Genomic DNA, 23,883 nt, shown 5'->3' on the forward strand with positions numbered 1-23,883 from the left:
ACCCGGTCGGGCACCCCGCACCCCATGGCTCAAAACCGGTGCCTCTAGCGAGCCCGAGCGGTCCGGCGAAACAAGGTGCGCAAGCCCCACGTCAACCACTGGAAGCGCTCCGGCCACCCCCCAGGACAGGGTCCGCAGGGCCTGACGGAATCCAGCGGCAGTCCCTCTTGTTTCTCCGGTAGACGGTCCTCACATCGGCCTGAAGGCGATCCTGGGCCGCAGGATCGCTACCATGGGGTCTCCGGAGCCTGACCGGGGGACCCGGATCGCGCACGAGGAGTCCTCTTGCCAGACGAGGCCCAGCACCTGACCGCCGCCAAGCCCGAGTCCGCCTCGGCGCCCGCGGCGAAGCCCGCGCCGAGCACACCGCACGCCAAGAACGACGCGCGCGGGACGGTCGAGCACGCCCAGTCCGCGCCCGTCGACAAGCCGGCCGAGCCGCCTCGTCCCAAGCCCGCGTCGTCGACGCCCGCGGTCCGCCCGAACACCGGTCAGCCCGCCCGTACCGGCTCCTCCAACCGCGTCCGCGCCCGCCTCGCCCGCCTCGGAGTCCAGCGCTCCAACCCGTACAACCCGGTCCTGGAACCGCTGCTGCGCATAGTCCGCAGCAACGACCCGAAGATCGAGACCGCCACGCTCCGCCAGATCGAGAAGGCCTACCAGGTTGCCGAACGCTGGCACCGCGGTCAGAAGCGCAAGAGCGGCGACCCCTACATCACGCACCCGCTGGCGGTCACCACCATCCTCGCCGAGCTGGGCATGGATCCGGCCACCCTGATGGCGGGCCTGCTGCACGACACCGTCGAGGACACCGAGTACGGCCTCGACCAGCTCCGCCGCGACTTCGGCGACTCGGTCGCGCTGCTCGTCGACGGCGTGACCAAGCTGGACAAGGTCAAGTTCGGCGAGGCCGCGCAGGCCGAGACCGTGCGCAAGATGGTCGTCGCCATGGCCAAGGACCCGCGCGTCCTGGTCATCAAGCTCGCAGACCGCCTGCACAACATGCGCACCATGCGCTACCTCAAGCGCGAGAAGCAGGAGAAGAAGGCGCGCGAGACCCTGGAGATCTACGCGCCGCTCGCCCATCGCCTCGGCATGAACACCATCAAGTGGGAGCTGGAGGACCTCGCCTTCGCGATCCTCTACCCCAAGATGTACGACGAGATCGTACGGCTGGTGGCCGAGCGGGCACCGAAGCGTGACGAGTATCTGGCCATAGTGACCGACGAGGTCCAGCAGGACCTGCGGGCCGCCCGCATCAAGGCGACCGTCACCGGCCGCCCGAAGCACTACTACAGCGTCTACCAGAAGATGATCGTCCGCGGCCGTGACTTCGCGGAGATCTACGACCTGGTGGGTATTCGTGTACTTGTCGACACGGTCCGCGACTGCTACGCCGCCCTCGGCACCGTGCACGCGCGATGGAACCCGGTCCCCGGCCGGTTCAAGGACTACATCGCGATGCCCAAGTTCAACATGTACCAGTCGCTGCACACGACGGTCATCGGACCCAACGGCAAGCCGGTCGAACTCCAGATCCGTACGTTCGACATGCACCGCCGTGCCGAGTACGGCATCGCCGCGCACTGGAAGTACAAGCAGGAGGCCGTCGCCGGCGCCTCCAAGGTGCGCTCCGACGCCCCCAAGTCGTCCGGCAAGGGCAAGGACGACCACCTCAACGACATGGCGTGGCTGCGCCAGCTGCTCGACTGGCAGAAGGAGACCGAGGACCCCGGCGAGTTCCTGGAGTCCCTGCGCTTCGACCTGTCCCGCAACGAGGTCTTCGTCTTCACCCCGAAGGGCGACGTCATAGCGCTCCCGGCGGGTGCCACCCCGGTCGACTTCGCGTACGCCGTCCACACGGAGGTCGGTCACCGCACCATAGGAGCGCGGGTCAACGGGCGTCTCGTACCGCTCGAATCCACCCTGGACAACGGCGACCTGGTCGAGGTCTTCACCTCCAAGGCACCCGGCGCGGGCCCCTCCCGCGACTGGCTCGGCTTCGTGAAGTCGCCGCGTGCCCGCAACAAGATCCGGGCGTGGTTCTCCAAGGAGCGCCGCGACGAGGCCATCGAGCAGGGCAAGGACGCCATCGTCCGCGCGATGCGCAAGCAGAACCTGCCGATCCAGCGCATCCTGACCGGTGACTCGCTGGTCACGCTCGCGCACGAGATGCGCTACGCGGACATCTCGGCGCTCTACGCCGCGATCGGCGAGGGCCATGTCTCCGCGCAGAACATCGTGCAGAAACTCGTCCAGGCCCTCGGCGGCGAGGAAGCCGCCACGGAGGAGATCGACGAGTCGGTCCCGCCGGCCCACGGCCGCCGCCGCAAGCGCCGCTCCAGCGCCGACCCGGGCGTCATCGTCAAGGGCGTCGAGGACGTGTGGGTCAAGCTGGCCCGCTGCTGTACGCCGGTGCCCGGCGACCCGATCATCGGCTTCGTCACGCGCGGTAGCGGAGTATCGGTTCACCGCAGCGACTGTGTGAACGTGGAGTCACTGTCCCGCGAGCCCGAGCGCATCCTCGAGGTCGAGTGGGCGCCCACCCAGTCCTCGGTCTTCCTGGTCGCCATCCAGGTCGAGGCCCTGGACCGCTCCCGGCTCCTGTCGGACGTCACCCGTGTGCTGTCCGACCAGCACGTCAACATCCTCTCCGCGGCGGTCCAGACCTCCCGCGACCGCGTCGCCACGTCCCGCTTCACCTTCGAGATGGGCGACCCGAAGCACCTCGGGCACGTCCTGAAGGCGGTCAGGGGCGTCGAGGGCGTCTACGACGTGTACCGGGTGACTTCGGCGCGCAGCCGGGCGTAGGGCATACGACGAGCACGCCTTCGTAAGGCACACGACAGGCATACGACGAGAAGGGCCCCGTACGCGATGTACGGGGCCCTTCTCGTCGTAGAAGCTGTCCCAACCGCCCGGTCAGCCGCCGAACTCGTGCAAGCCCTTCAGCGCCTGGTCCAGCAGCGCCTGGCGGCCCTCCAGCTCACGCTCCAGCTTGTCGGCCTTCGCGTTGTTGCCCTGGGCGCGTGCCTGCTCGATCTGGCCCCTCAGCTTGTCCACGGCGGCCTGGAGCTGACCGGTCAGCCCCTCGGCACGCGCGCGGGCCTCCGGGTTGGTGCGGCGCCACTCGGACTCCTCGGCCTCCTGGAGGGCCCGCTCGACGGCGTGCATCCGGCCCTCGACCTTCGGGCGGGCGTCGCGCGGCACATGGCCGATGGCCTCCCAGCGCTCGTTGATCGAGCGGAAGGCGGCACGGGCGCCCTTCAGGTCGCCGATCGGCAGGAGCTTCTCGGCCTCCTCGGCCAGCTCCTCCTTCAGCTTCAGGTTCTCGGACTGCTCGGCGTCACGCTCGGCGAAGACCGAGCTGCGGGCGGCGAAGAAGACGTCCTGGGCACCGCGGAAGCGGTTCCACAGGTCGTCCTCGTGCTCGCGCTGGGCGCGCCCGGCCGCCTTCCACTCCGACATCAGCTCGCGGTAGCGCGCCGCCGTCAGACCCCAGTCGGTCGAGCCGGACAGCGACTCCGCCTCGGCGACCAGCCGCTCCTTGGTCCTGCGCGCCTCCTCGCGCTGCGCGTCCAGCTGCGCGAAGTGCGCCTTGCGGCGCTTGGAGAACGCGGACCGGGCGTGCGAGAAGCGATGCCACAGCTCGTCGTCCGACTTGCGGTCGAGACGCGGCAGGCCCTTCCAGGTGTCCACCAGGGAACGCAGCCGCTCACCGGCGGCCCGCCACTGGTCGGACTGCGCCAGCTCCTCCGCCTCGACGACCAGCGCCTCCTTGGCGTGGCGTGCCTCGTCGGACTGTTTGGCCCGCTGCTGCTTGCGCTCCTCGCGGCGCTTGTCGACCGTCTCGACCAGCTTGTCCAGCCGGGTCTTCAGGGCGTCCAGATCGCCGACCGCGTGATGGGCGTCGACCTGCTCACGGATGTGGTCGATCGCGGTCTGGGCGTCCTTCGCCGACAGGTCGGTGGTCTTCACCCGCTTCTCGAGGAGGCCGATCTCGACAACCAGGCCTTCGTACTTGCGCTCGAAATAGGCCAGCGCCTCTTCAGGAGTGCCTGCCTGCCAAGAGCCGACAACCTGCTCGCCGTCGGCCGTACGCACGTACACGGTCCCCGTCTCGTCGACGCGGCCCCACGGGTCGCTGCTCACAGCGCCTCCTCCACATGATGCCTGCGAGGGGCTTGTTTTCCCCCGGGCATCGTCCACAGTTTCGTCACGGCCAACATAGGCGACCGGCGGGTTGCCTGTCCGCATCCCGCGCGACCGAAATTACGCAGCTGGGGGTCAGGATTTCGTGACCGTGGCCTTGTTGATCACGACCGTCGCGTTGGGGGCGGTGTTACCGGTTGTGGGGTCCGCGGGCTGGGCTCCGGCATCCGCGATCTTCTTCAGAACCTTCATGCCCGCCTCGGACACCGTGCCGAACGGTGTGTAGTCGGGCGGCAGCTGACTGTCCTGGTAGACGAGGAAGAACTGGCTGCCCCCGGTGTTGCGCCCCTGCTTCGCCTGGGGGTTGTACTGGTTGGCCATCGCGACCGTGCCCGCCGGGTACACACCTCCCTTGAGGCTCGCGTCCTTGAGGTTCTCGTCCGGAATCGTGTACCCGGGCCCGCCCATTCCGGTGCCCTGCGGGTCGCCGCACTGGAGCACATAGATGCCGCTGTTGGTCAGCCGGTGGCACTTGGAATGGTCGAAGTAGCCCTTGCCGGCGAGGAACTCGAACGAGTTCACCGTGTGCGGAGCGGCCGACGCCTTAAGGGCGATGTCTATGTCACCGCACGTCGTCGCGAGCTTCATCGTGTACTTCGCCGACTTGTCGACGGTCAGCTCCGGCTCCTTCTTCCAGGTAGCCGTCCTGACCTTGCCCGCGGCCGGCTTCTCGCACGGGTCCGGAGCCTTGCTGGTCGCGCTGGGCGTGACCTCCGCGCCCGCGTTCTCCTTGCTGTCGTCGTCGCCCTTGAGGACTCCGGTGGTGTACAGCGCGAGGCTGCCGATGACGACCACCCCGAGCACCGACGCGATCACCGAGTTGCGCATGCGCGACTTGCGTCGGGCGGACGTGCGCCGCTGCTGCTGCCGCAAGAACTTCTCCCGGGCGAGCTGACGCCGCCGCTGTTCCTGGCTGACCACCGGGTTCTCTCCTCATGCGTCGTATGTGTCGACCGGTACGCGTGTGTTCAGCGAGTCGACCGCCTGTGTGTGCCCCGTACCGTATATGGGTTCGCTGAGGAATCGGCAGCGCCGGTAGGCTCTGACGGCAGGCGGAGTCCGCCGACAAACCACTCGTGTCGACACAAACGAAGGACGATCGTGCTCATTGCCGGGTTCCCCGCCGGGGCCTGGGGGACGAACTGTTATCTCGTCGCCCCCGCCGCCGGTGAGGAGTGCGTGATCATCGACCCGGGCCACGAGGCGGCCCCAGGAGTCGAGGAAGCACTGAAGAAGCATCGGCTCAAGCCCGTCGCCGTCGTCCTCACCCACGGTCATCTCGACCATGTGGCCTCGGTCGTCCCGGTGTGCGGCGCACACGACGTGCCGGCCTGGATCCACCCCGAGGACCGGTACATGATGAGCGACCCCGAGAAGGCGCTCGGCCGTTCCATCGGCATGCAGCTGATGGGCGAGCTGACCATCGGGGAGCCGGACGACGTCAAGGAGTTGACCGACGGCGCCAAGCTGGAGCTGGCCGGTCTGGAGCTGACCGTCGCGCACGCGCCGGGCCATACCAAGGGGTCGGTGACCTTCGGCCTGCCCGAGGCGGCGGACATCCCGCCGGTCTTCTTCTCGGGCGACCTGCTGTTCGCCGGCTCCATCGGACGCACCGACCTGCCCGGCGGTGACATGGCCGAGATGCTCGACTCGCTGGCCCGTGTGTGCCTGCCGCTCGACGACTCGACCGTGGTGCTGTCCGGCCACGGCCCCCAGACGACCATCGGCCAGGAGCGCGCCACCAACCCCTATCTGCGGCAGGTGGCCGCCGGCCTCGGGAGCGCCGACGCTCCCCGACGAGGAATGTGACGAGACCTTCCGTGAGCACCTTCAAGGCCCCCAAGGGCACGTACGACCTGATCCCGCCGGACTCCGCCAAGTTCCTGGCCGTCCGTGAGGCGATCGCGGCCCCCCTGCGCAACTCCGGTTACGGCTACATCGAGACGCCCGGCTTCGAGAGCGTCGAGCTGTTCGCGCGCGGCGTCGGCGAGTCCACCGACATCGTGACCAAGGAGATGTACGCCTTCGAGACCAAGGGCGGCGACAAACTCGCCCTGCGCCCCGAGGGCACGGCCTCGGTCCTGCGCGCGGCGCTGGAGGCCAACCTGCACAAGGCGGGCAACCTCCCGGTCAAGCTCTGGTACTCGGGCTCCTACTACCGCTACGAGCGCCCCCAGAAGGGCCGTTACAGGCACTTCTCCCAGGTCGGCGCCGAGGCGATCGGCGCCGAGGACCCGGCGCTGGACGCCGAGTTGATCATCCTGGCCGACCAGGCCTACCGCTCGCTGGGCCTGAGCGACTTCCGGATCCTGCTCAACAGCCTGGGCGACAAGGAGTGCCGTCCGGTGTACCGAGCGGCGCTTCAGGACTTCCTGCGCGGCCTGGACCTGGACGAGGACACCCTTCGCCGCTCGGAGATCAACCCGCTGCGCGTCCTCGACGACAAGCGCGAGTCGGTTCAGAAGCAGTTGACCGGCGCCCCGCTCCTGCGCGACTACCTTTGCGACGCCTGCAAGGCGTACCACGAGGAGGTCCGTGAGCTGATCACGGCGGCCGGCGTCGCCTTCGAGGACGACCCGAAGCTGGTGCGCGGTCTGGACTACTACACGCGTACGACCTTCGAGTTCGTCCACGACGGTCTGGGCTCCCAGTCCGCGGTGGGCGGCGGCGGCCGCTACGACGGGCTGTCCGAGATGATCGGCGGCCCCGCGCTGCCGTCCGTCGGCTGGGCGCTCGGCGTCGACCGCACCGTGCTCGCCCTGGAGGCGGAGGGCGTGGAGCTTCAACTCCCGGCGTCCACCAGCGTGTTCGCGGTGCCGCTCGGCGAGGAGGCCCGTCGGGTGCTGTTCGCCAAGGTGACCGAGTTGCGCAAGGTCGGTATCGCGGCGGACTTCTCCTACGGCGCCAAGGGCCTCAAGGGCGCCATGAAGAACGCCAACCGCAGCGGCGCCCGCTACACGATCGTCGCCGGTGAGCGCGACCTCGCCGAGGGTGTCGTACAGCTCAAGGACATGGAGTCCGGTGAGCAGGCGGCCATCGGCGTCAACGAGATCGTCGCGGAGCTGGAAGCTCGTCTGGGCTGAATTCTGTGGGAGGGCGGGGCCGAAAGGACCCCGCCCTCGTCCGTTCCGTAGCTGTTCCACAGCTGTCTTGAACCGAGTGTTTTCCCGTGCACGCGCGTATTTCCTTATGCGCAGCGAACGGTGGGCACGCGTGTGTGTACGGCACAATGTGCCGTGTCCGGAGAAACTCCAGGTCTCAAGTGACGGAATCGGCGTGATGAGCAAGACGACAGTCAAAGACGTCTCCACCGAGCCCGAGTCGGAGCGCGCCGAGGCGCCGCCGCGATCGCTGGGCAGTAGCCGTGCGTTCGCTCTGCTGCTGGTGATCACCGGCGCGGCCGGACTGCTCGCCGCGTGGGTCATCACGATCGACAAGTTCAAGATCCTCGAGGCGAAGGTCGAGGGAACGACCTTCACGCCCGGCTGCAGCCTCAACCCGATCGTGTCCTGCGGCAGCATCATGGAGAGCAAGCAGGCGGCCGCCTTCGGGTTCCCCAACCCCATGCTCGGCCTCGTCTGCTACGGCATCGTCATCTGCGTCGGCACGAGCCTGCTCACCCGCGCCCGCTTCCCGCGCTGGTACTGGCTGACCTTCAACTTCGGCACCCTCTTCGGCGTCCTCTTCTGCACCTGGCTGATGTTCCAGTCGCTGTACCGCATCAACGCGCTGTGCCTGTGGTGCTCGCTGGCCTGGGCCGCGACGATCACCATGTTCTGGTACGTGACCTCCTTCAACGTCCGCAACGGCTTCCTGCCCGCCCCGCGGCCGCTGAAGAACTTCCTCGCCGAGTTCACCTGGGTGCTCCCGGTGACCCACTGCGGCGTCATCGTGATGCTGATCCTGACCCGCTGGGGCAGCCAGCTCTGGGCCGCCTGACCCGCTCCGAGCCCGATGTCAGTGCGGTGATTTAGGGTTTCCAACGTGGAGCCCGACCTGTTCACCGCCGCCGCAGAAGAACGCCAGGAGAAAGACCCCGCGGGGAGTCCCCTGGCGGTGCGCATGCGCCCGCGCACCCTCGACGAGGTCGTGGGCCAGCAGCACCTGCTCAAGCCCGGCTCACCCCTGCGCAGGCTGGTCGGCGAGGGCGCCAAGGGCCCCGCCGGCCCGTCGTCGGTGATCCTCTGGGGCCCGCCCGGCACCGGCAAGACCACGTTGGCGTACGTCGTCTCCAAGGCCACCAACAAACGCTTCGTAGAGCTCTCCGCGATCACCGCCGGCGTCAAGGAGGTCCGCGCGGTCATCGACGGCGCCCGCCGCGCCACCGGCGGCTTCGGCAAGGAGACGGTCCTCTTCCTCGACGAGATCCACCGCTTCAGCAAGGCCCAGCAGGACTCCCTCCTCCCGGCCGTCGAGAACCGCTGGGTGACCCTGATCGCGGCGACCACCGAGAACCCGTACTTCTCGATCATCTCCCCGCTGCTGTCCCGCTCCCTCCTGCTCACCCTCGAACCCCTCACGGACGACGACGTCAGGGGGCTGCTGCGGCGGGCGCTCAGCGATGAGCGCGGTCTGAAGGACGCCGTCGGCCTCCCCGAGGACACCGAGGCGCACCTGCTGCGGATCGCCGGCGGCGACGCACGCCGCGCACTGACCGCCCTGGAAGCCGCCGCGGGGGCCGCCCTGGACCAGGGCGCGACCGAGATCAGCCTCCAGACGCTGGAGCAGACCGTCGACCGCGCGGCGGTGAAGTACGACCGCGACGGCGACCAGCACTACGACGTCGCCAGCGCCCTCATCAAGTCCATCCGCGGCTCCGACGTCGATGCCGCCCTGCACTACCTGGCCCGGATGATCGAGGCCGGCGAGGACCCCCGTTTCATCGCCCGCCGCCTGATGATCTCCGCCAGCGAGGACATCGGCCTCGCCGATCCGAACGCCCTGCCGATCGCGGTCGCCGCAGCCCAGGCCGTCGCCATGATCGGCTTCCCCGAGGCCGCCCTCACCCTCAGCCACGCCACCATCGCCCTCGCGCTCGCCCCCAAGTCCAACTCCGCGACCACCGCGATCGGCGCCGCCCTGGACGACGTACGCAAGGGACTGGCGGGGCCCGTCCCACCGCACCTGCGCGACGGGCACTACAAGGGCGCCGCCAAGCTCGGGCACGCGCAGGGGTATGTGTATCCGCACGACCTGGCGGAGGGCATCGCCGAGCAGCAGTACGCCCCGGACGCCCTCAAGGACAGCGAGTACTACACTCCGACCCGGCACGGCGCGGAGGCGCGGTACGCGGACGCCGTGGAGTGGACCAGAAAGCACCTCGGTCGCAAGCGGTCCTGAGCACCCTGTAAACTTCCCCGAAGTGCTGTGTCCCGTGCTGTCAGAACGGGACGGTCAGCCGGAGCTCCGGTCCTCGGACCGGCTCCAGGAGCGTCGCGCACCGTCGAACGGTGTCGCGGGCAGCCCACCACCACTCGTCGCACGACGGGAACGGTCGGTGGGCCACTCGCGTGCTGCACGTATGTGCCCAGACCAGGGGAGCGGCTGCCCACCCGGTCCGTCAGTCCGCAAGGACGAGGACTGGGAGGGTTTCCCCGGCTGCGGATGCGACCTCCCTCAACCCTGACAAGCCGAAAACCAGGAAATGAGAAACAAGTGGCGAACCAGTCCCGCCCCAAGGTCAAGAAGTCGCGTGCCCTCGGCATCGCGCTGACCCCGAAGGCCGTCAAGTACTTCGAGGCCCGTCCCTACCCGCCGGGTGAGCACGGCCGTGGCCGCAAGCAGAACTCGGACTACAAGGTCCGTCTGCTGGAGAAGCAGCGTCTGCGTGCGCAGTACGACGTGTCCGAGCGTCAGCTCGTCCGCGCCTACGAGCGTGCCTCCAAGGTCCAGGGCAAGACCGGTGAGGCCCTGATCATCGAGCTCGAGCGCCGTCTCGACGCCCTGGTCCTGCGTTCGGGCATCGCCCGCACCATCTACCAGGCCCGTCAGATGGTCGTGCACGGCCACATCGAGGTCAACGGCCAGAAGGTCGACAAGCCGTCCTTCCGCGTCAAGCCCGACGACGTCGTGATGGTCCGCGAGCGCAGCCGCGAGAAGACCCTCTTCTCCATCTCCCGTGAGGGCGGCTTCGCCCCCGAGGGTGAGACCCCGCGCTACCTCCAGGTGAACCTCAAGGCCCTGGCGTTCCGCCTGGACCGCGAGCCGAACCGCAAGGAGATCCCGGTGATCTGCGACGAGCAGCTCGTCGTCGAGTACTACGCTCGTTGATCCTTCAGCGGTCGTAGGACTTCAGCGCCTCAGCCCGTCGTCTCCCCGCCCTTCCGGGTGGGGGAGGCGGCGGGCTTCCGCATGGTCAGGGTCGCCCGGACATGCCGAGCCGGCCTCGCGGGGCGGGGGCGCGTCCGAGGGCGGCCGGCCCAGCGCCCGGTGCACCGCGGCCTCCCGGCCGAGCGCCTCGCCCTGCCGTACGCACTCCTCGTACCGCTCGTCGCCGAGCCGCTCCCGCGCGGCCGTCTCGCACCGCTCGTGCGGTGTGTTGAAGCAGGCCGAGCCGAACAACGGCAGTCCGACCGACGGCCACATCCCGGCCGCCGCCCCCTGCAGCACCGCGGCCTCCGCGGCATCGCCCTCCGCCCCGGTGACCAGGGCCAGCAGCTCCACGGCCAGCACCGAGCCGAGCAGATCGTGGAAGGAGTGGGCGCCGGCGAGGCACTCGGTCAGCGATGCGCGGGCGCCGGGCAGATCGCCCTCGGCCCAGGCGGCGTACGCCAGGACGTACAGCGCGTAGGAGCGCGCCCAGCGCTCGCCGTGGTCCTCGCACACCTGGCGCACGTCCTCGCACAACCGCACCGCGTCCGGCAGATCGCCCTGGAACGCCCGTGTCATCGCCAGCTCGACCTGGCCCATCAGCACATTGCTGTTCAGCTCGCCGATCTCCTGATAGCGGGTGAGCGCCGAGCGCAGCAGCGTCTCCGCGCGCTCCATGTCGTCCGAGAGCAGCGCCAGACAGCCCGTGCGGTGCTCGGCGTACGCCACCGCCGTCAGGTCGCCCGCGCGCTCCGCCTCCTCCCGGCACTCCAGCAGCGCCCCCAGGGCGGGCACCGAGTCGCCCTGCAGGATCGCCACATAGCCGAGCACCCACAGTGCCTTCAGCCGCGACCGCCCCTGACCGGAGTCCAGCGCCACGGCCTGCTCCAGCCAGCGCCGCCCCTCCGACAGCCGCCCGCAGCCGACCCAGTGGAACCACAGGGAGCCCGCGAGGTACTGCCCCAGATGCGCCTCGTCCGGCTCGCTCAGGCAGTACTCCAGGGCGTAGCGCAGATTCGGCAGCTCCGCCTCGACGCGCGCCGCCACCTCGCCCTGCCGCGGCGAGAACCACTCCAGCTCGCACCAGGTCGTCAGGCCCAGATACCAGTCGCGGTGCCGGCGCCGCAGCCGGGCCGCGTCCCCGGTCGCCTCCAGCCAGTCGGCACCGTAGGCCCGGATCGTGTCCAGCATCCGGTAGCGCACCCCGGTCGGGGTCTCCTCCCGCGTGAGCACGGACTGGGCCAGCAGCTCCGAGAGCACATCGAGAACGTCGTCGGAGTGCAGGCCCTGGCCGCCGCACACATACTCGGCCGCACCCAGGTCGAACCGGCCCGCGAACACCGACAGCCGCGCCCACAGTAACCGCTCCTCGGGCGTGCACAGTTCATGGCTCCAGCCGACCGTCGTACGCAGTGTCCGATGGCGCGGCAGGGCGTCCCTCCCGCCGCCGGTCAGCAGCCGGAACCGGTCGTCGAGCCGCTCCAGCACCTGCCCCGGCGCCAGCGTCCGCAGCCGCCCCGCGGCCAGCTCGATCGCGAGCGGGACCCCGTCCAGGCGACGGCACAACTCCCGTACGTCCGCGTCGTCCGGCACGGCAGTCCCGCGCTGTGCCGCTCGCTCCACGAACAGCTCCACCGCGTCGTCCTCGCCCAGCGGCGCCAGCGGAAACAGCCGCTCGCCCGCCAGGCCCAGCGGTCTGCGCCCCACGGCGAGCACGCTCAGCCCCGGCACCCGGCGCAGCAGATCCGTCGCCAGCCCCGCGCAGGCGTCGACCAGATGCTCGAAACCGTCCAGGATCAGCAGGAGTTCACGCCCCGCGAGATGCGCCAGCAGAGCCTCGTGGGGCAGACGGGTCGTGTGGTCCGTCAGACCCAGCGCCTCCACGACCGCGTAGGGGACGAACTCCGGATCGCGCACCGGTGCCAACTCCACATGCCGCACACCGTCCCGGGGCGCGCACCGCGAGGCCGCGCGTGCCGCCAGCCGTGACTTGCCGACTCCGCCGACACCGGTCACCGTCACCAGCCGCGCGGTTCCGAGCGCCGCGGTCAGCTCGGCGAGTTCCGCCGAGCGGCCCACGAACGTGCTCAGTTCCAGGGGCAGATCGCCGTTGGCGAGGGCCTGGGGGCGCCATTGATCCCGCATGGGATACGGAGCGTACTGAACCATAATCATTCCGTACAATCGCTTCTCGTCACCCGGCCGCGCACGGGCACTAATCCGGTGCGGAGCGGCGGCCCCGGCGCGATAGGCTCGGTGCACGACTTTTTCGATGTAGACCGATGCAGAGGCACGTTTCAGGGAGCGGGTGCACACAGTGTCCGGTGGAGAAGTTGCCGGGATCCTGGTGGCCGTCTTCTGGGCGATCCTGGTCTCCTTCCTCGCCGTCGCGCTGGCGAGGCTGGCCCAGACGCTCAGGGCGACCACCAAGCTCGTCGCGGATGTGACCGATCAGGCGGTCCCGCTCCTGGCAGACGCCTCCTCGGCGGTGCGCTCGGCGCAGACCCAGATCGACCGGGTCGACGCGATCGCCTCCGACGTCCAGGAGGTCACGTCGAACGCCTCCGCCCTGTCGACCACCGTCGCCTCCACCTTCGGCGGCCCCCTGGTCAAGGTCGCGGCCTTCGGCTACGGCGTGCGCCGCGCCCTCGGCGGCCGCAAGCAGGAGGACATGCCCGCGAAGTCGCCCCGGCGTAACGTGATCGTGGGCCGGACGGTCCCTGCCGCACGACGCAAGCGGAAGTAAGGACTGAGACCGAGCGATGTTCCGCCGTACGTTCTGGTTCAGCACGGGTGTCGCCGCCGGTGTGTGGGCCACCACCAAGGTCAACCGCAAGCTCAAGCAGCTGACCCCGGAGAGCCTCGCCGCCACCGCGGCGAACAAGGCCCTGGAGACCGGTCAGCGGCTGAAGGACCGCGCGGTCGGCTTCGCGCTCGACGTCCGCGACAACATGGCCCAGCGGGAGGCCGAGCTGGAGGACGCGCTCGGAATCCAGGAGAACCCCGAACTCCCCGGCCCCCGGCGGTACGCCGCCCTCGAGAACAACAGCAGCAACCCGAAGCACGTCGACAACCCGACGTACTCGCACAACCGGAATGAGGACCACTGATGGAGTCGGCCGAGATTCGCCGCCGCTGGCTGAGCTTCTTCGAGGAGCGCGGGCACACCGTCGTCCCTTCGGCGTCGCTCATCGCGGACGACCCGACTCTGCTCCTCGTCCCGGCCGGCATGGTGCCCTTCAAGCCCTACTTCCTGGGTGAGGTCAAGCCGCCCTTCGACCGCGCCACCAGCGTGCAGAAGTGCGTGCGCACGCCGGACATCGAAGAGGTCGGCAAGACCACCCGGCACGGCACCTTCTTCCAGATGTGCGGCAACTTCTCCTTCGGCGACTACTTCAAGGAAGGCGCCATCAAGTACGCCTGGGAGCTGCTCACCTCGCCCCAGGACAAGGGTGGTTACGGCCTGGAGCCGGAGAAGCTCTGGATCACCGTCTACAAGGACGACGACGAGGCCGAGCGCATCTGGCACGAGGTCGTCGGCGTGCCGAAGGAGCGCATCCAGCGCCTCGGCATGAAGGACAACTACTGGTCCATGGGCGTCCCCGGCCCCTGCGGCCCCTGCTCCGAGATCAACTACGACCGCGGCCCCGAGTTCGGCGTCGAGGGCGGCCCGGCCGTCAACGACGAGCGGTACGTGGAGATCTGGAACCTCGTCTTCATGCAGTACGAGCGTGGCGAGGGCACCGGCAAGGACAACTTCGAGATCCTCGGCGAGCTGCCGAGCAAGAACATCGACACCGGTCTCGGCCTTGAGCGCCTCGCCATGATTCTGCAGGGCGTGCAGAACATGTACGAGATCGACACCTCCATGGCCGTCATCAACAAGGCCACCGAGCTGACCGGGGTCGCCTACGGCGACGCCCACGGCTCGGACGTCTCCCTGCGCGTGGTCACCGACCACATGCGTACGGCCACCATGCTCATCGGCGACGGCGTCACCCCCGGCAACGAGGGCCGCGGCTACGTCCTGCGCCGCATCATGCGCCGCGCCATCCGCAACATGCGCCTGCTCGGCGCCACCGGCCCGGTCGTCAGGGACCTCATCGACGTGGTCATCGGCATGATGGGCCAGCAGTACCCCGAGCTCATCACCGACCGCGAGCGCATCGAGAAGGTCGCCCTCGCCGAGGAGAACGCCTTCCTCAAGACGCTGAAGGCCGGCACCAACATCCTCGACACCGCCGTCAGCGACACCAAGGCCGCGGGCTCCACCGTCCTGGCCGGCGACAAGGCCTTCCTGCTCCACGACACCTGGGGCTTCCCGATCGACCTCACCCTGGAGATGGCCGCCGAGCAGGGGCTGTCCGTGGACGAGGACGGTTTCCGCCGTCTGATGAAGGAGCAGCGGGAGCGCGCCAAGGCCGACGCCCAGGCCAAGAAGACCGGCCACGCCGGAGCCGGCGCCTACCGGGAGATCGCCGACAGGGTCGGTGAGACGGACTTCATCGGCTACAGCGACACCGAGGGTGAGTCCACGATCGTCGGCATCCTCGTCGACGGTGCCTCCTCGCCGGCCGCCACCGAGGGCGACGAGGTCGAGATCGTCCTCGACCGGACTCCGTTCTACGCCGAGGGCGGCGGTCAGATCGGCGACACCGGCCGCATCAAGGTCGACACGGGTGCCGTCATCGAGATCCGCGACTGCCAGAAGCCGGTCCCGGGTGTGTACGTCCACAAGGGCGTCGTCCAGGTCGGCGAGGTGACCGTCGGAGCCAAGGCCCACGCCTCGATCGACCACCGCCGCCGCACGGCCATCGCCCGCGCCCACTCGGCCACCCACCTCACCCACCAGGCGCTGCGCGACGCCCTCGGCCCGACGGCCGCCCAGGCCGGTTCCGAGAACCAGCCCGGCCGCTTCCGCTTCGACTTCGGCTCGCCGTCCGCCGTGCCGACGGCCGTGATGACCGACGTCGAGCAGAAGATCAACGAGGTGCTCGCGCGGGACCTCGATGTGCACGCCGAGGTCATGGGCATCGACGAGGCCAAGAAGCAGGGCGCCATCGCCGAGTTCGGCGAGAAGTACGGCGAGCGGGTCCGGGTCGTGACCATCGGCGACTTCTCCAAGGAGCTGTGCGGCGGCACGCATGTGCACAACACCGCCCAGCTCGGCCTGGTGAAGCTGCTCGGCGAGTCGTCCATCGGCTCCGGGGTGCGCCGTATCGAGGCCCTGGTCGGGGTGGACGCCTACAACTTCCTCGCCCGTGAGCACACGGTCGTCGCCCAGCTCCAGGAACTCATCAAGGGCCGCCCGGAGGAGCTCCCGGAGAAGGTCTCCGCCATGCTCGGCAAGCTGAAGGACGCCGAGAAGGAGATCGAGAAGTTCCGCGCCGAGAAGGTGCTCCAGGCCGCCGCCGGTCTCGTCGAGTCCGCCAAGGACGTGCACGGCGTCGCCGTGGTCACCGGCCAGGTCCCGGACGGCACCACACCGGACGATCTGCGCAAGCTGGTCCTCGACGTGCGCGGCCGCATCCAGGGCGGACGGGCCGTCGTCGTCGCCCTGTTCGCCGTCAACAACGGCAAGCCGCTGACGGTCATCGCCACCAACGAGGCCGCCCGCGAGCGCGGTCTCAAGGCCGGCGACCTGGTCCGTACGGCCGCCAAGACCCTCGGCGGCGGCGGTGGCGGCAAGCCGGACGTCGCCCAGGGCGGCGGCCAGAACCCGGCCGCCGTCGGCGAAGCCGTCGACGCCGTCGAGCGGCTCGTTGCGGAAACGGCCAAGTGAGCGACGGCACACAGGCGAGTGGCGACGGCCCGGGCATGCGCCGCGGCCGTCGCCTGGCGATCGACGTCGGCGACGCCCGTATCGGCGTCGCCTCGTGCGATCCCGACGGGATCCTCGCCACACCGGTGGAGACGGTCCCGGGCCGGGACATCCCCGCAGCTCAGCGTCGGCTCAAGCAACTCGTCGAGGAGTACGAGCCCATCGAGGTCGTCGTCGGCCTGCCCCGCTCCCTCAAGGGCGGCGAGGGCCCGGCCGCGGTCAAGGTCAGGGGCTTCGCCCAGGAACTGGCCCGCATGATCGCGCCCGTTCCGGTCAGGCTCCTGGACGAGCGGATGACGACCGTGACGGCCAGTCAGGGACTGCGCGCCTCGGGTGTGAAGTCGAAGAAGGGCCGGTCGGTCATCGATCAGGCAGCCGCTGTGATCATCCTGCAGCAGGCGCTCGAATCCGAACGGGTGTCAGGTAAAGCTCCCGGCGAGGGCGTCGAAGTGGTTATCTGATCGCGATACTGTAACGTTCCGCGCGATGCGCCGGTGTTCGAACAGCCGGAGCACAAAGAGAGGCGGGACGGGAGCCGGATCTTCAGCAGCCGCGTGACCGCCGCCTCGCGGCTCTAGGGGATCGATGACTGAGTATGGCCGGGGCCCCGGCTCCGAACCGTGGCATCCCGAGGACCCGTTGTTCGGGGACGGCGGATGGGAAGGGCAGCAGGCCCACACGGGGCGGCAGGCTGCCTACGGCGGCCAGCCGCAGCACTATCCGGAGCAGCCGCAGCAGCCGCAGCACTACGGCGACTGGGGCAACGGCCAGCAGGACGCATACGGTCAGGCGCAGCAGTACCAGCAGCAGGGTCAGCAGTACCCGCAGCAGTACGACCAGCAGCACTACACGGGCCACGGGCAGCAGTCGTACGACAACAACGGCTGGGCGACCGGCAGTCACTCGCAGGGCCGGTACCCCGACCCCGGCGATCCTTACGGGCAGCAGGCCGCGGCGTACGGCGGTGAGCAGCGCGACTACTACGGCACGCCCGGGGCGTACCCGCCGCCGGAGCCGCCGAGCCGCAGGCAGGCCGAGCCGGAGCCGCCGGAGACGGACTGGGATCCGGGCCCCGACCAGGGCGAACACGCCTTCTTCGCCGGTGGCGGTGATGATGACGACGACTTCGACGACGAGTCGGGCAGCGGCCGGGGCCGCGGCGACCGGCGGGGCCGGGGCGGCAAGCCCAAGAAGCGCCGCAGCGGGCTCGCCTGTCTGGTGGTCGTGGGCGTGTTCGGCGCGGGCGTCGCCGGAGTCGGATATTTCGGTTATCAGTTTTACCAGGATCGTTTCGGCTCGGCTCCCGACTACGCCGGGGAAGGCACCAGCGAGACCGTCACCGTCGAGATCCCGAAGGGCGCGCTCGGCAACCAGATCGGCCAGGCGCTCAAGCAGGCCGGTGTCGTCAAGAGCGTCGATGCCTTCGTGGCCGCCCAGTCGCAGAACCCCGACGGAAAGTCGATCCAGGCCGGCGCCTATCTGCTGCACAAGCAGATGTCCGCCGAGAGCGCCGTCGCAATGATGCTCGACCCGAAGAGCCAGAACAACGTTCTGGTCCGGCCGGGCGAGCGCAATGTGGCCGTCTACAAGGCGATCGACGAACAACTCGATCTGTCGTCCGGCACCACGAAGAAGATCGCCGAGCAGAAATACAAGAGCCTCGGACTGCCGGACTGGGCCAACGACAACGGTGACATCAAGGACCCGTTGGAGGGCTTCCTCTATCCGGGCACCTATCCCGCCGCCAAGGGCATGAAGCCCGAAGCGGTGCTGAAGGCGATGGTGTCCCAGGCCGCCAACAAGTACGAGACGCTCGACCTGGAGGCCAAGGCCGAGGCGCTCAAGCTGGACAGCCCGTTGCAGGTCATCACGGTCGCCAGCCTCGTCCAGGCCGAGGGCAAGACCGACGACGACTACCGCAAGATGGCGGAAGTGGTCTACAACCGCCTCGACCGCGCGAACCCCGAGACCTACGGTCTGCTGCAGTTCGACTCGACCTTCAATTACCTGAAGGGCGAGAGCAACATCAATATCAGCGAATCCGAGATCAACAAGAATCAGGACCCGTACAACACGTACACGCAGAAGGGTCTGCCGCCCGGACCGATCGGCAACCCGGGCGAGGGTGCGATCAAGGGAACGTTGAATCCGACCGATCAGGGCTGGTACTACTTCGTCGCGGTGGACGGTGTGAGCAAGACCGAATTCGCCAAGACGCACGAAGAATTCCAGAGGCTCAAGGACAAGTTCAATGAGAGCTCGGGCAACTGACGCCCGCCGGGCCGCCGTACTCGGCAAGCCCATCGCCCACTCCCTCTCCCCGGTGCTGCACCGGGCCGCCTACGAGGAACTGGGGCTCACTGACTGGTCGTACGACCGGTTCGAGGTCGACGAGGCCGCGTTGCCCGGATTCTTCGCGGAACTCGGGCCGGAGTGGGCCGGGTTGTCGTTGACCATGCCGCTCAAGCGCGCCGTCATCCCGCTGCTGGACGAGATCAGCGAGACGGCGTCCTCGGTCGATGCCGTCAACACGGTCGTGTGCACCGAGGACGGCCGCCGCGTCGGCGACAACACCGACATCCCCGGCATGGTCGCCGCGCTGCGCGAACACGGCATCGAGCAGGTCGACTCGGCCGCGATCCTCGGCGCCGGCGCCACGGCGTCCTCCGCGCTGGCCGCGCTCGCCCGCGTCTGCACCGGCGAGGTCGTGGCGTACGTACGCAGCGAGGCACGCGCCGCCGAGATGCGGCAGTGGGGCGAGCGGCTAGATGTGGAGGTCCGTACGGCGGACTGGGCCGACGCGGAACGGGCGTTGCACGCGCCGCTGGTGATCGCGACCACCCCGGCCGGTACGACCGACGCCCTCGCCGCCGCCGTACCGGAGCGGCCCGCCACCCTGTTCGACGTGCTGTACGACCCCTGGCCGACCGCCCTCGCGGCGCGCTGGTCCATGTTCGGCGGAGCCGTCGTCAGCGGGCTTGACCTGCTGGTGCATCAGGCGGTGCTGCAGGTGGAGCAGATGACGGGGCGGTCCCCGGCGCCCCTGGAGGCCATGCGAAAAGCGGGAGAGCGCGCCCTCGCGAACCGCTAGGATCCGCTGAGTTCCGCAGGGGGCGGAGAGGATCGAGGGGGAGTACAAGCAGTGTCCACTGGTGTGCCGCTGGCGTCCGGCAAGAGCGAGATATTCGAGGTCGTCCTGCAGTTCATGCCGGACTGGGTGCAGATCCCTGTGCTCGTCCTGGTCGTGCTGCTCGTCGTCGGGTCGTGGGTCTACAAGCTGAAGCGCAAGATCGACCAGCGCCGTGCGAGGCGCCAGGGGCAGACGGTCCAGGTGGCTATGCAGCACGAGCAGGGGCGGGGGGCCGACTACCTGGGGCCGTACGCGCCCCAGCAGCAGACCCGGCAGCAGACCCAGGAGCCGAGCGGTGCCGACTTCCTCGGCGCCTACGCCCCGCAGCAGGCGCAGGCGGCACAGCCGAGCGCGCAGGGCAGCGGCGCCGACCACCTGGGTGCGTACGCCCCGCAGCAGCCGCAGGGCAACGGCCCCGCGTGATCCGAGCTCACGTCCGCCTGGTGGACCGGCGGCCGGGGCCCGGCGCCGGACGTGGGAGGATCGAAGGTGGCGTGCCGGGGCCGCGCACCTGGTCGCGCCGTCGACGTACGCCAGGACGCGCGTACGCAGGGCAGTACCAGGGCGCGAACACTGAGGAGCACCGTTGAGCAGGTTGCGCTGGCTGACCGCGGGGGAGTCCCACGGTCCCGCACTCGTGGCGACGCTGGAGGGCCTTCCCGCCGGCGTGCCGATCACCACGGAGATGGTGGCGGACCACCTGGCCCGGCGCCGGCTCGGCTACGGACGCGGTGCGCGCATGAAGTTCGAGCGCGACGAGGTCACCTTCATCGGCGGCGTCCGGCACGGTCTCACCCTCGGTTCCCCGGTCGCGATCATGGTGGGCAACAGCGAGTGGCCCAAGTGGGAGCAGGTCATGGCGGCCGACCCGGTCGACCCGGAGATCCTCGCCGGCCTCGCCCGCAACGCGCCGCTGACCCGGCCCCGGCCCGGCCACGCCGACCTCGCGGGCATGCAGAAGTACGGCTTCGACGAGGCCCGGCCGATCCTGGAGCGCGCCTCCGCCCGTGAGACCGCCGCCCGTGTGGCGCTGGGCGCGGTGGCCCGGTCGTACCTCAAGGAGACGGTCGGCATCGAGATTGTCAGCCATGTCGTGGAGCTGGCTTCGGCGAAGGCGCCGCAGGGCGTGTACCCGACGCCGGCGGATGTCGAGAAGCTGGACGCCGACCCGGTGCGCTGCCTGGACGCGGACGCGTCGAAGGCGATGGTCGCGGAGATCGACCAGGCGCACAAGGACGGCGACACCCTCGGTGGCGTGGTCGAGATCCTGGCGTACGGCGTCCCCGTCGGCCTCGGCTCGCATGTGCACTGGGACCGCAAGCTGGACGCCCGGCTCGCCGGCGCGCTCATGGGCATCCAGGCCATCAAGGGCGTCGAGGTCGGTGACGGCTTCGAGCTGGCGCGGGTGCCCGGCTCCAAGGCGCACGACGAGATCGTGAACACGCCGGAGGGCATCCGCCGCGTCTCCGGCCGCTCCGGCGGCACCGAGGGCGGTCTCACCACCGGTGAGCTGCTGCGGGTGCGGGCCGCGATGAAGCCGATCGCGACCGTGCCGAGGGCCCTGCAGACCGTCGACGTGACGACCGGCGAGGCGACGCAGGCGCACCACCAGCGCTCCGACGTCTCCGCTGTTCCGGCCGCCGGTATCGTCGCCGAGGCCATGGTGGCGCTCGTCCTCGCGGACGCGGTGGCGGAGAAGTTCGGCGGCGACAGCGTGCCCGAGACGCGCCGCAACGTGCGGTCCTACCTCGACAACCTGGCCATCCGGTGAGCGCAGCGCCTGTGATCGTGCTGGTCGGGCCGATGGGCGTGGGCAAGTCCACGGTCGGGCAGTTGCTGGCCGATCGGCTCGGCGTCGGCTACCGGGACACCGATGACGACATCGTGACCGAACAGGGCCGGACCATCGCGGAGATCTTCGTCGACGAGGGCGAGCCCGCCTTCCGGGCGATCGAGAAGCTGGCCGTGCGCCGGGCACTCGCCGAGCACGACGGTGTCCTCGCGCTGGGCGGCGGCTCGATCCTGGACGAGGACACGCGGGCGCTGCTGGACGGGCAGCGGGTCGTGTACCTGTCGATGGACGTCGAGGAGGCGGTCAAGCGCACCGGCCTGAACGCCGCCCGCCCGCTGCTCGCGGTCAACCCGCGCAAGCAGTGGCGCGAGCTGATGGAGGCCCGACGGCATCTGTACGAGGGGGTGGCCACGGCGGTCGTGGCCACCGACGGCCGAACGCCCGAAGAGGTCACTCAAGCCGCCCTGGACGCACTGGAGTTGAAGGACGCATGACTGAGGCAGTGACGAGGATCCAGGTCGGCGGTACCGCGGGCAGCGAGCCGTACGAGGTCCTGGTGGGCCGTCAGCTCCTGGGCGAGCTGGGCGGGTTGGTCGGCCCCCGGGTCAAGCGGGTCGCCGTCATCCACCCGGAGGCGCTGGCCGAGACCGGCGAGGCGCTGCGGGCCGATCTGGCCGAGCAGGGCTTTGAGGCGGTCGCCATCCAGGTGCCGAACGCGGAGGAGGCCAAGACCGCCGAGGTCGCCGCCTACTGCTGGAAGGCGCTGGGCCAGTCCGGCTTCACCCGCTCCGACGTGATCGTCGGTGTGGGCGGCGGTGCGACCACCGACCTGGCCGGGTTCGTGGCGGCGACCTGGCTGCGCGGGGTGCGCTGGATCGCGGTCCCGACCACCGTGCTGGCCATGGTGGACGCGGCGGTCGGCGGCAAGACCGGCATCAACACCGCCGAGGGCAAGAACCTGGTGGGTGCCTTCCATCCGCCGGCCGGCGTGCTGTGCGACCTGGCCGCACTGGAGTCCCTGCCGGTCAACGACTATGTGTCGGGTCTCGCGGAGATCATCAAGGCCGGTTTCATCGCCGACCCGGCGATCCTGGAGCTGATCGAGGCCGACCCCGAGGCCGCGCGCACCCCGGCCGGTCCGCACACCGCCGAGCTGATCGAGCGCTCGATCCGGGTCAAGGCCGAGGTCGTCTCCTCGGACCTGAAGGAGTCGGGTCTGCGGGAGATCCTCAACTACGGCCACACGCTCGGCCACGCGATCGAGAAGAACGAGCGCTACAAGTGGCGGCACGGTGCGGCGGTCGCCGTCGGTATGCATTTCGCCGCCGAACTGGGGCGTCTCGCCGGGCGGTTGGACGACGCGACGGCGGACCGGCACCGCACGATCCTCGAATCGGTGGGCCTTCCGCTGCACTACCGCTACGACCAGTGGCCCAAGCTGCTGCAGACGATGAAGGTGGACAAGAAGTCCCGCGGTGACCTGCTGCGCTTCATCGTCCTGGACGGCCTGGCCAAGCCCACGGTGTTGGAGGGACCGGACCCGGCCGTGCTGCTCGCCGCGTACGGCGAAGTCGGCCAGTAAGTCCGCCGAACCACCCTTCCGTCCGATTCGCCTGTGGCGATGGGCACTTCAGACCGCCACCGGCCGTTCACCAATCGGCGGCCGGGGGCGGTACCGTTCGGTAGCGGACGGGTTTCGTGCCCGCTGCCAGCGTCAATGGCCATGGAAGACGAGACGGAGTGGCACCGGATGCAGCACGCAGTGGGTTCTCCGCTGCCGCCGCCCCACCAGTCGGGGCACGGCTGGGCGCCGGCCGCACAGCCCCCGGGTGCGCACCACCCGGGGCACCAGGGACCCGCCCCGCACCAGGGCTCCGCACCGGTGCCCCCGCCGCCCCCGGCGCCGGGCTTCACCCCTCCCGGACCGGCCCCGCACGTGCCACAGCCCGCCCCGGTCCCGTCGGTTCCTGACACCACGGGCCACGTACCCCTGCCGCCCGGCGGCCCCGTCGGCATGCCGAGCGTCCCACCCGCCACGACGGCACCCGACCCGGCGACCACGACCATCGCGGTCCTGCTGATCGGGCCGGCGGGGGCCGGCAAGACGAGTGTCGCCAAGTACTGGGCGGACCACCGCCGGGTCCCCACGGCCCACATCAGCCTCGACGACGTACGCGAATGGGTCCGCTCGGGCTTCGCCGACCCGCAGTCCGGGTGGAACGACCATTCCGAGGCCCAGTACCGCCTCGCCCGCCGCACCTGCGGCTTCGCCGCGCGGAACTTCCTTGCCAACGGCATCTCGTGCGTCCTCGACGACGCCGTCTTCCCCGACCGCCCGGTGGTCGGCCTCGGCGGCTGGAAGCGTCACGTCGGCCCCGGGCTGCTGCCGGTGGTCCTGCTCCCGGGCCTGGAGATAGTCCTGGAGCGCAACGCCGAACGCTCGGGCAACCGCCGCCTCACCGACGAGGAGGTCGCCCGTATCCACGGCCGCATGGCGGGCTGGTACGGCTCGGGCCTGCCGATCATCGACAATTCCCAGCTGGACGTCCCACAGACGGCGCAGGTGTTGGACGATGTGCTGGCGCGTTCCATAGCCAGCCCACCCAAGTGGTAGCCAAC

The 23,883-nt window shown here is 69.7% G+C and carries 20 protein-coding genes; 17 read left to right on the plus strand and 3 right to left on the minus strand.

The features are described 5' to 3' along the window. Window positions 1–285 precede the first annotated feature (285 nt). Complete coding sequence (relA, locus tag ACZ7NC_RS09800) at window positions 286–2,811, plus strand: GTP pyrophosphokinase (protein WP_471486510.1); 2,526 nt, start codon at window positions 286–288, stop codon at window positions 2,809–2,811. A 111-nt stretch (window positions 2,812–2,922) separates the two neighbouring features. Here relA and ACZ7NC_RS09805 read toward each other — a convergent pair whose 3' ends face one another. Together ACZ7NC_RS09805 and ACZ7NC_RS09810 are read right to left on the minus strand one after the other, a co-directional pair. Next, window positions 2,923–4,152, minus strand: a complete 1,230-nt coding sequence (locus tag ACZ7NC_RS09805; protein ID WP_471486512.1) for a DUF349 domain-containing protein — start codon at window positions 4,150–4,152, stop codon at window positions 2,923–2,925. 135 nt (window positions 4,153–4,287) lie between these two features. Then, a complete protein-coding gene (locus ACZ7NC_RS09810; protein ID WP_471486514.1) occupies window positions 4,288–5,133 on the minus strand; it encodes a peptidylprolyl isomerase in 846 nt (281 codons plus the stop codon). 180 nt (window positions 5,134–5,313) lie between these two features. Here ACZ7NC_RS09810 and ACZ7NC_RS09815 point away from each other — a divergent pair, with 180 nt between their 5' ends. The 5 genes from ACZ7NC_RS09815 to rpsD all read left to right on the plus strand — a co-directional run bounded on the left by ACZ7NC_RS09815 (window position 5,314) and on the right by rpsD (window position 10,482). Then, window positions 5,314–6,021 carry an MBL fold metallo-hydrolase gene (locus ACZ7NC_RS09815; protein WP_471486516.1) on the plus strand — a complete coding sequence of 236 codons (708 nt, stop codon included), beginning with the start codon at window positions 5,314–5,316 and terminating at the stop codon, window positions 6,019–6,021. An 11-nt stretch (window positions 6,022–6,032) separates the two neighbouring features. Then, window positions 6,033–7,295 carry a histidine--tRNA ligase gene (hisS, locus tag ACZ7NC_RS09820; RefSeq protein ID WP_471486518.1) on the plus strand — a complete coding sequence of 421 codons (1,263 nt, stop codon included), beginning with the start codon at window positions 6,033–6,035 and terminating at the stop codon, window positions 7,293–7,295. Window positions 7,296–7,491: 196 nt separating this feature from the next. Then, window positions 7,492–8,151 (plus strand): vitamin K epoxide reductase family protein, encoded by a 660-nt coding sequence (locus tag ACZ7NC_RS09825; RefSeq protein WP_471486519.1) that lies wholly within the window; start codon window positions 7,492–7,494, stop codon window positions 8,149–8,151. Between the two features lie 45 nt (window positions 8,152–8,196). Then, on the plus strand, window positions 8,197–9,552 hold the full coding sequence (locus ACZ7NC_RS09830) for a replication-associated recombination protein A (RefSeq protein WP_471486521.1): 1,356 nt from the start codon (window positions 8,197–8,199) through the stop codon (window positions 9,550–9,552). Window positions 9,553–9,867: 315 nt separating this feature from the next. After that, on the plus strand, window positions 9,868–10,482 hold the full coding sequence (rpsD, locus tag ACZ7NC_RS09835; RefSeq protein WP_067025601.1) for a 30S ribosomal protein S4: 615 nt from the start codon (window positions 9,868–9,870) through the stop codon (window positions 10,480–10,482). Between the two features lie 21 nt (window positions 10,483–10,503). On the opposite strand, the gene ACZ7NC_RS09840 is transcribed toward rpsD, so the two are convergent. Next, window positions 10,504–12,666 (minus strand): ATP-binding protein, encoded by a 2,163-nt coding sequence (locus tag ACZ7NC_RS09840; RefSeq protein WP_471486523.1) that lies wholly within the window; start codon window positions 12,664–12,666, stop codon window positions 10,504–10,506. Window positions 12,667–12,829: 163 nt separating this feature from the next. Here ACZ7NC_RS09840 and ACZ7NC_RS09845 point away from each other — a divergent pair, with 163 nt between their 5' ends. The 11 genes from ACZ7NC_RS09845 (at window position 12,830) to ACZ7NC_RS09895 (ending at window position 23,878) form a co-directional block, all read left to right on the plus strand. Continuing rightward, window positions 12,830–13,267 carry a DUF948 domain-containing protein gene (locus ACZ7NC_RS09845; protein ID WP_471486525.1) on the plus strand — a complete coding sequence of 146 codons (438 nt, stop codon included), beginning with the start codon at window positions 12,830–12,832 and terminating at the stop codon, window positions 13,265–13,267. A 16-nt stretch (window positions 13,268–13,283) separates the two neighbouring features. Further along, window positions 13,284–13,631: a hypothetical protein gene (locus ACZ7NC_RS09850; RefSeq protein WP_471486527.1), complete on the plus strand. Its 348-nt coding sequence runs from the start codon at window positions 13,284–13,286 to the stop codon at window positions 13,629–13,631. Next, window positions 13,631–16,303, plus strand: coding sequence for an alanine--tRNA ligase (gene alaS, locus ACZ7NC_RS09855; protein ID WP_471486529.1), 2,673 nt, complete (start codon window positions 13,631–13,633; stop codon window positions 16,301–16,303). The genes ACZ7NC_RS09850 and alaS overlap by 1 nt, the downstream gene beginning before the upstream one ends. A 35-nt stretch (window positions 16,304–16,338) precedes the next feature. Beyond that, a complete protein-coding gene (ruvX, locus tag ACZ7NC_RS09860; RefSeq protein ID WP_471486712.1) occupies window positions 16,339–16,803 on the plus strand; it encodes a Holliday junction resolvase RuvX in 465 nt (154 codons plus the stop codon). Between the two features lie 124 nt (window positions 16,804–16,927). Then, window positions 16,928–18,613, plus strand: coding sequence for an endolytic transglycosylase MltG (gene mltG / locus ACZ7NC_RS09865; protein ID WP_471486531.1), 1,686 nt, complete (start codon window positions 16,928–16,930; stop codon window positions 18,611–18,613). After that, a complete protein-coding gene (locus ACZ7NC_RS09870) occupies window positions 18,594–19,433 on the plus strand; it encodes a shikimate dehydrogenase (RefSeq protein ID WP_471486533.1) in 840 nt (279 codons plus the stop codon). Before mltG ends, ACZ7NC_RS09870 begins: the two co-directional genes overlap by 20 nt. A 51-nt stretch (window positions 19,434–19,484) precedes the next feature. Continuing rightward, window positions 19,485–19,895, plus strand: a complete 411-nt coding sequence (locus ACZ7NC_RS09875; protein WP_471486535.1) for a hypothetical protein — start codon at window positions 19,485–19,487, stop codon at window positions 19,893–19,895. 163 nt (window positions 19,896–20,058) lie between these two features. Next, window positions 20,059–21,243 carry a chorismate synthase gene (gene aroC, locus ACZ7NC_RS09880; RefSeq protein ID WP_471486537.1) on the plus strand — a complete coding sequence of 395 codons (1,185 nt, stop codon included), beginning with the start codon at window positions 20,059–20,061 and terminating at the stop codon, window positions 21,241–21,243. A gap of 32 nt (window positions 21,244–21,275) precedes the next feature. Beyond that, on the plus strand, window positions 21,276–21,758 hold the full coding sequence (locus ACZ7NC_RS09885) for a shikimate kinase (protein ID WP_471486715.1): 483 nt from the start codon (window positions 21,276–21,278) through the stop codon (window positions 21,756–21,758). Beyond that, complete coding sequence (gene aroB / locus ACZ7NC_RS09890) at window positions 21,755–22,846, plus strand: 3-dehydroquinate synthase (protein WP_471486539.1); 1,092 nt, start codon at window positions 21,755–21,757, stop codon at window positions 22,844–22,846. Before ACZ7NC_RS09885 ends, aroB begins: the two co-directional genes overlap by 4 nt. 168 nt (window positions 22,847–23,014) lie before the next feature. Beyond that, window positions 23,015–23,878: a Pro-rich N-terminal domain-containing protein gene (locus tag ACZ7NC_RS09895; protein ID WP_471486717.1), complete on the plus strand. Its 864-nt coding sequence runs from the start codon at window positions 23,015–23,017 to the stop codon at window positions 23,876–23,878. Window positions 23,879–23,883: the final 5 nt, after the last annotated feature.

Source organism: Streptomyces sp. NPDC111802 (assembly GCF_055634335.1).

Bases quoted from the DNA above. Each gene is read 5' to 3' on its own strand.
- alaS (WP_471486529.1), top strand. From the start codon at position 13,631: ATGGAGTCGGCCGAGATTCGCCGCCGCTGGCTGAGCTTCTTCGAGGAG.
- aroB (WP_471486539.1), top strand. From the start codon at position 21,755: ATGACTGAGGCAGTGACGAGGATCCAGGTCGGCGGTACCGCGGGCAGC.
- ACZ7NC_RS09895 (WP_471486717.1), top strand. From the start codon at position 23,015: ATGCAGCACGCAGTGGGTTCTCCGCTGCCGCCGCCCCACCAGTCGGGG.
- ACZ7NC_RS09850 (WP_471486527.1), top strand. From the start codon at position 13,284: ATGTTCCGCCGTACGTTCTGGTTCAGCACGGGTGTCGCCGCCGGTGTG.
- ruvX (WP_471486712.1), top strand. From the start codon at position 16,339: ATGCGCCGCGGCCGTCGCCTGGCGATCGACGTCGGCGACGCCCGTATC.
- ACZ7NC_RS09885 (WP_471486715.1), top strand. From the start codon at position 21,276: ATGGGCGTGGGCAAGTCCACGGTCGGGCAGTTGCTGGCCGATCGGCTC.
- ACZ7NC_RS09825 (WP_471486519.1), top strand. From the start codon at position 7,492: ATGAGCAAGACGACAGTCAAAGACGTCTCCACCGAGCCCGAGTCGGAG.
- mltG (WP_471486531.1), top strand. From the start codon at position 16,928: ATGACTGAGTATGGCCGGGGCCCCGGCTCCGAACCGTGGCATCCCGAG.
- ACZ7NC_RS09840 (WP_471486523.1), bottom strand. From the start codon at position 12,666: ATGCGGGATCAATGGCGCCCCCAGGCCCTCGCCAACGGCGATCTGCCC.
- ACZ7NC_RS09870 (WP_471486533.1), top strand. From the start codon at position 18,594: ATGAGAGCTCGGGCAACTGACGCCCGCCGGGCCGCCGTACTCGGCAAG.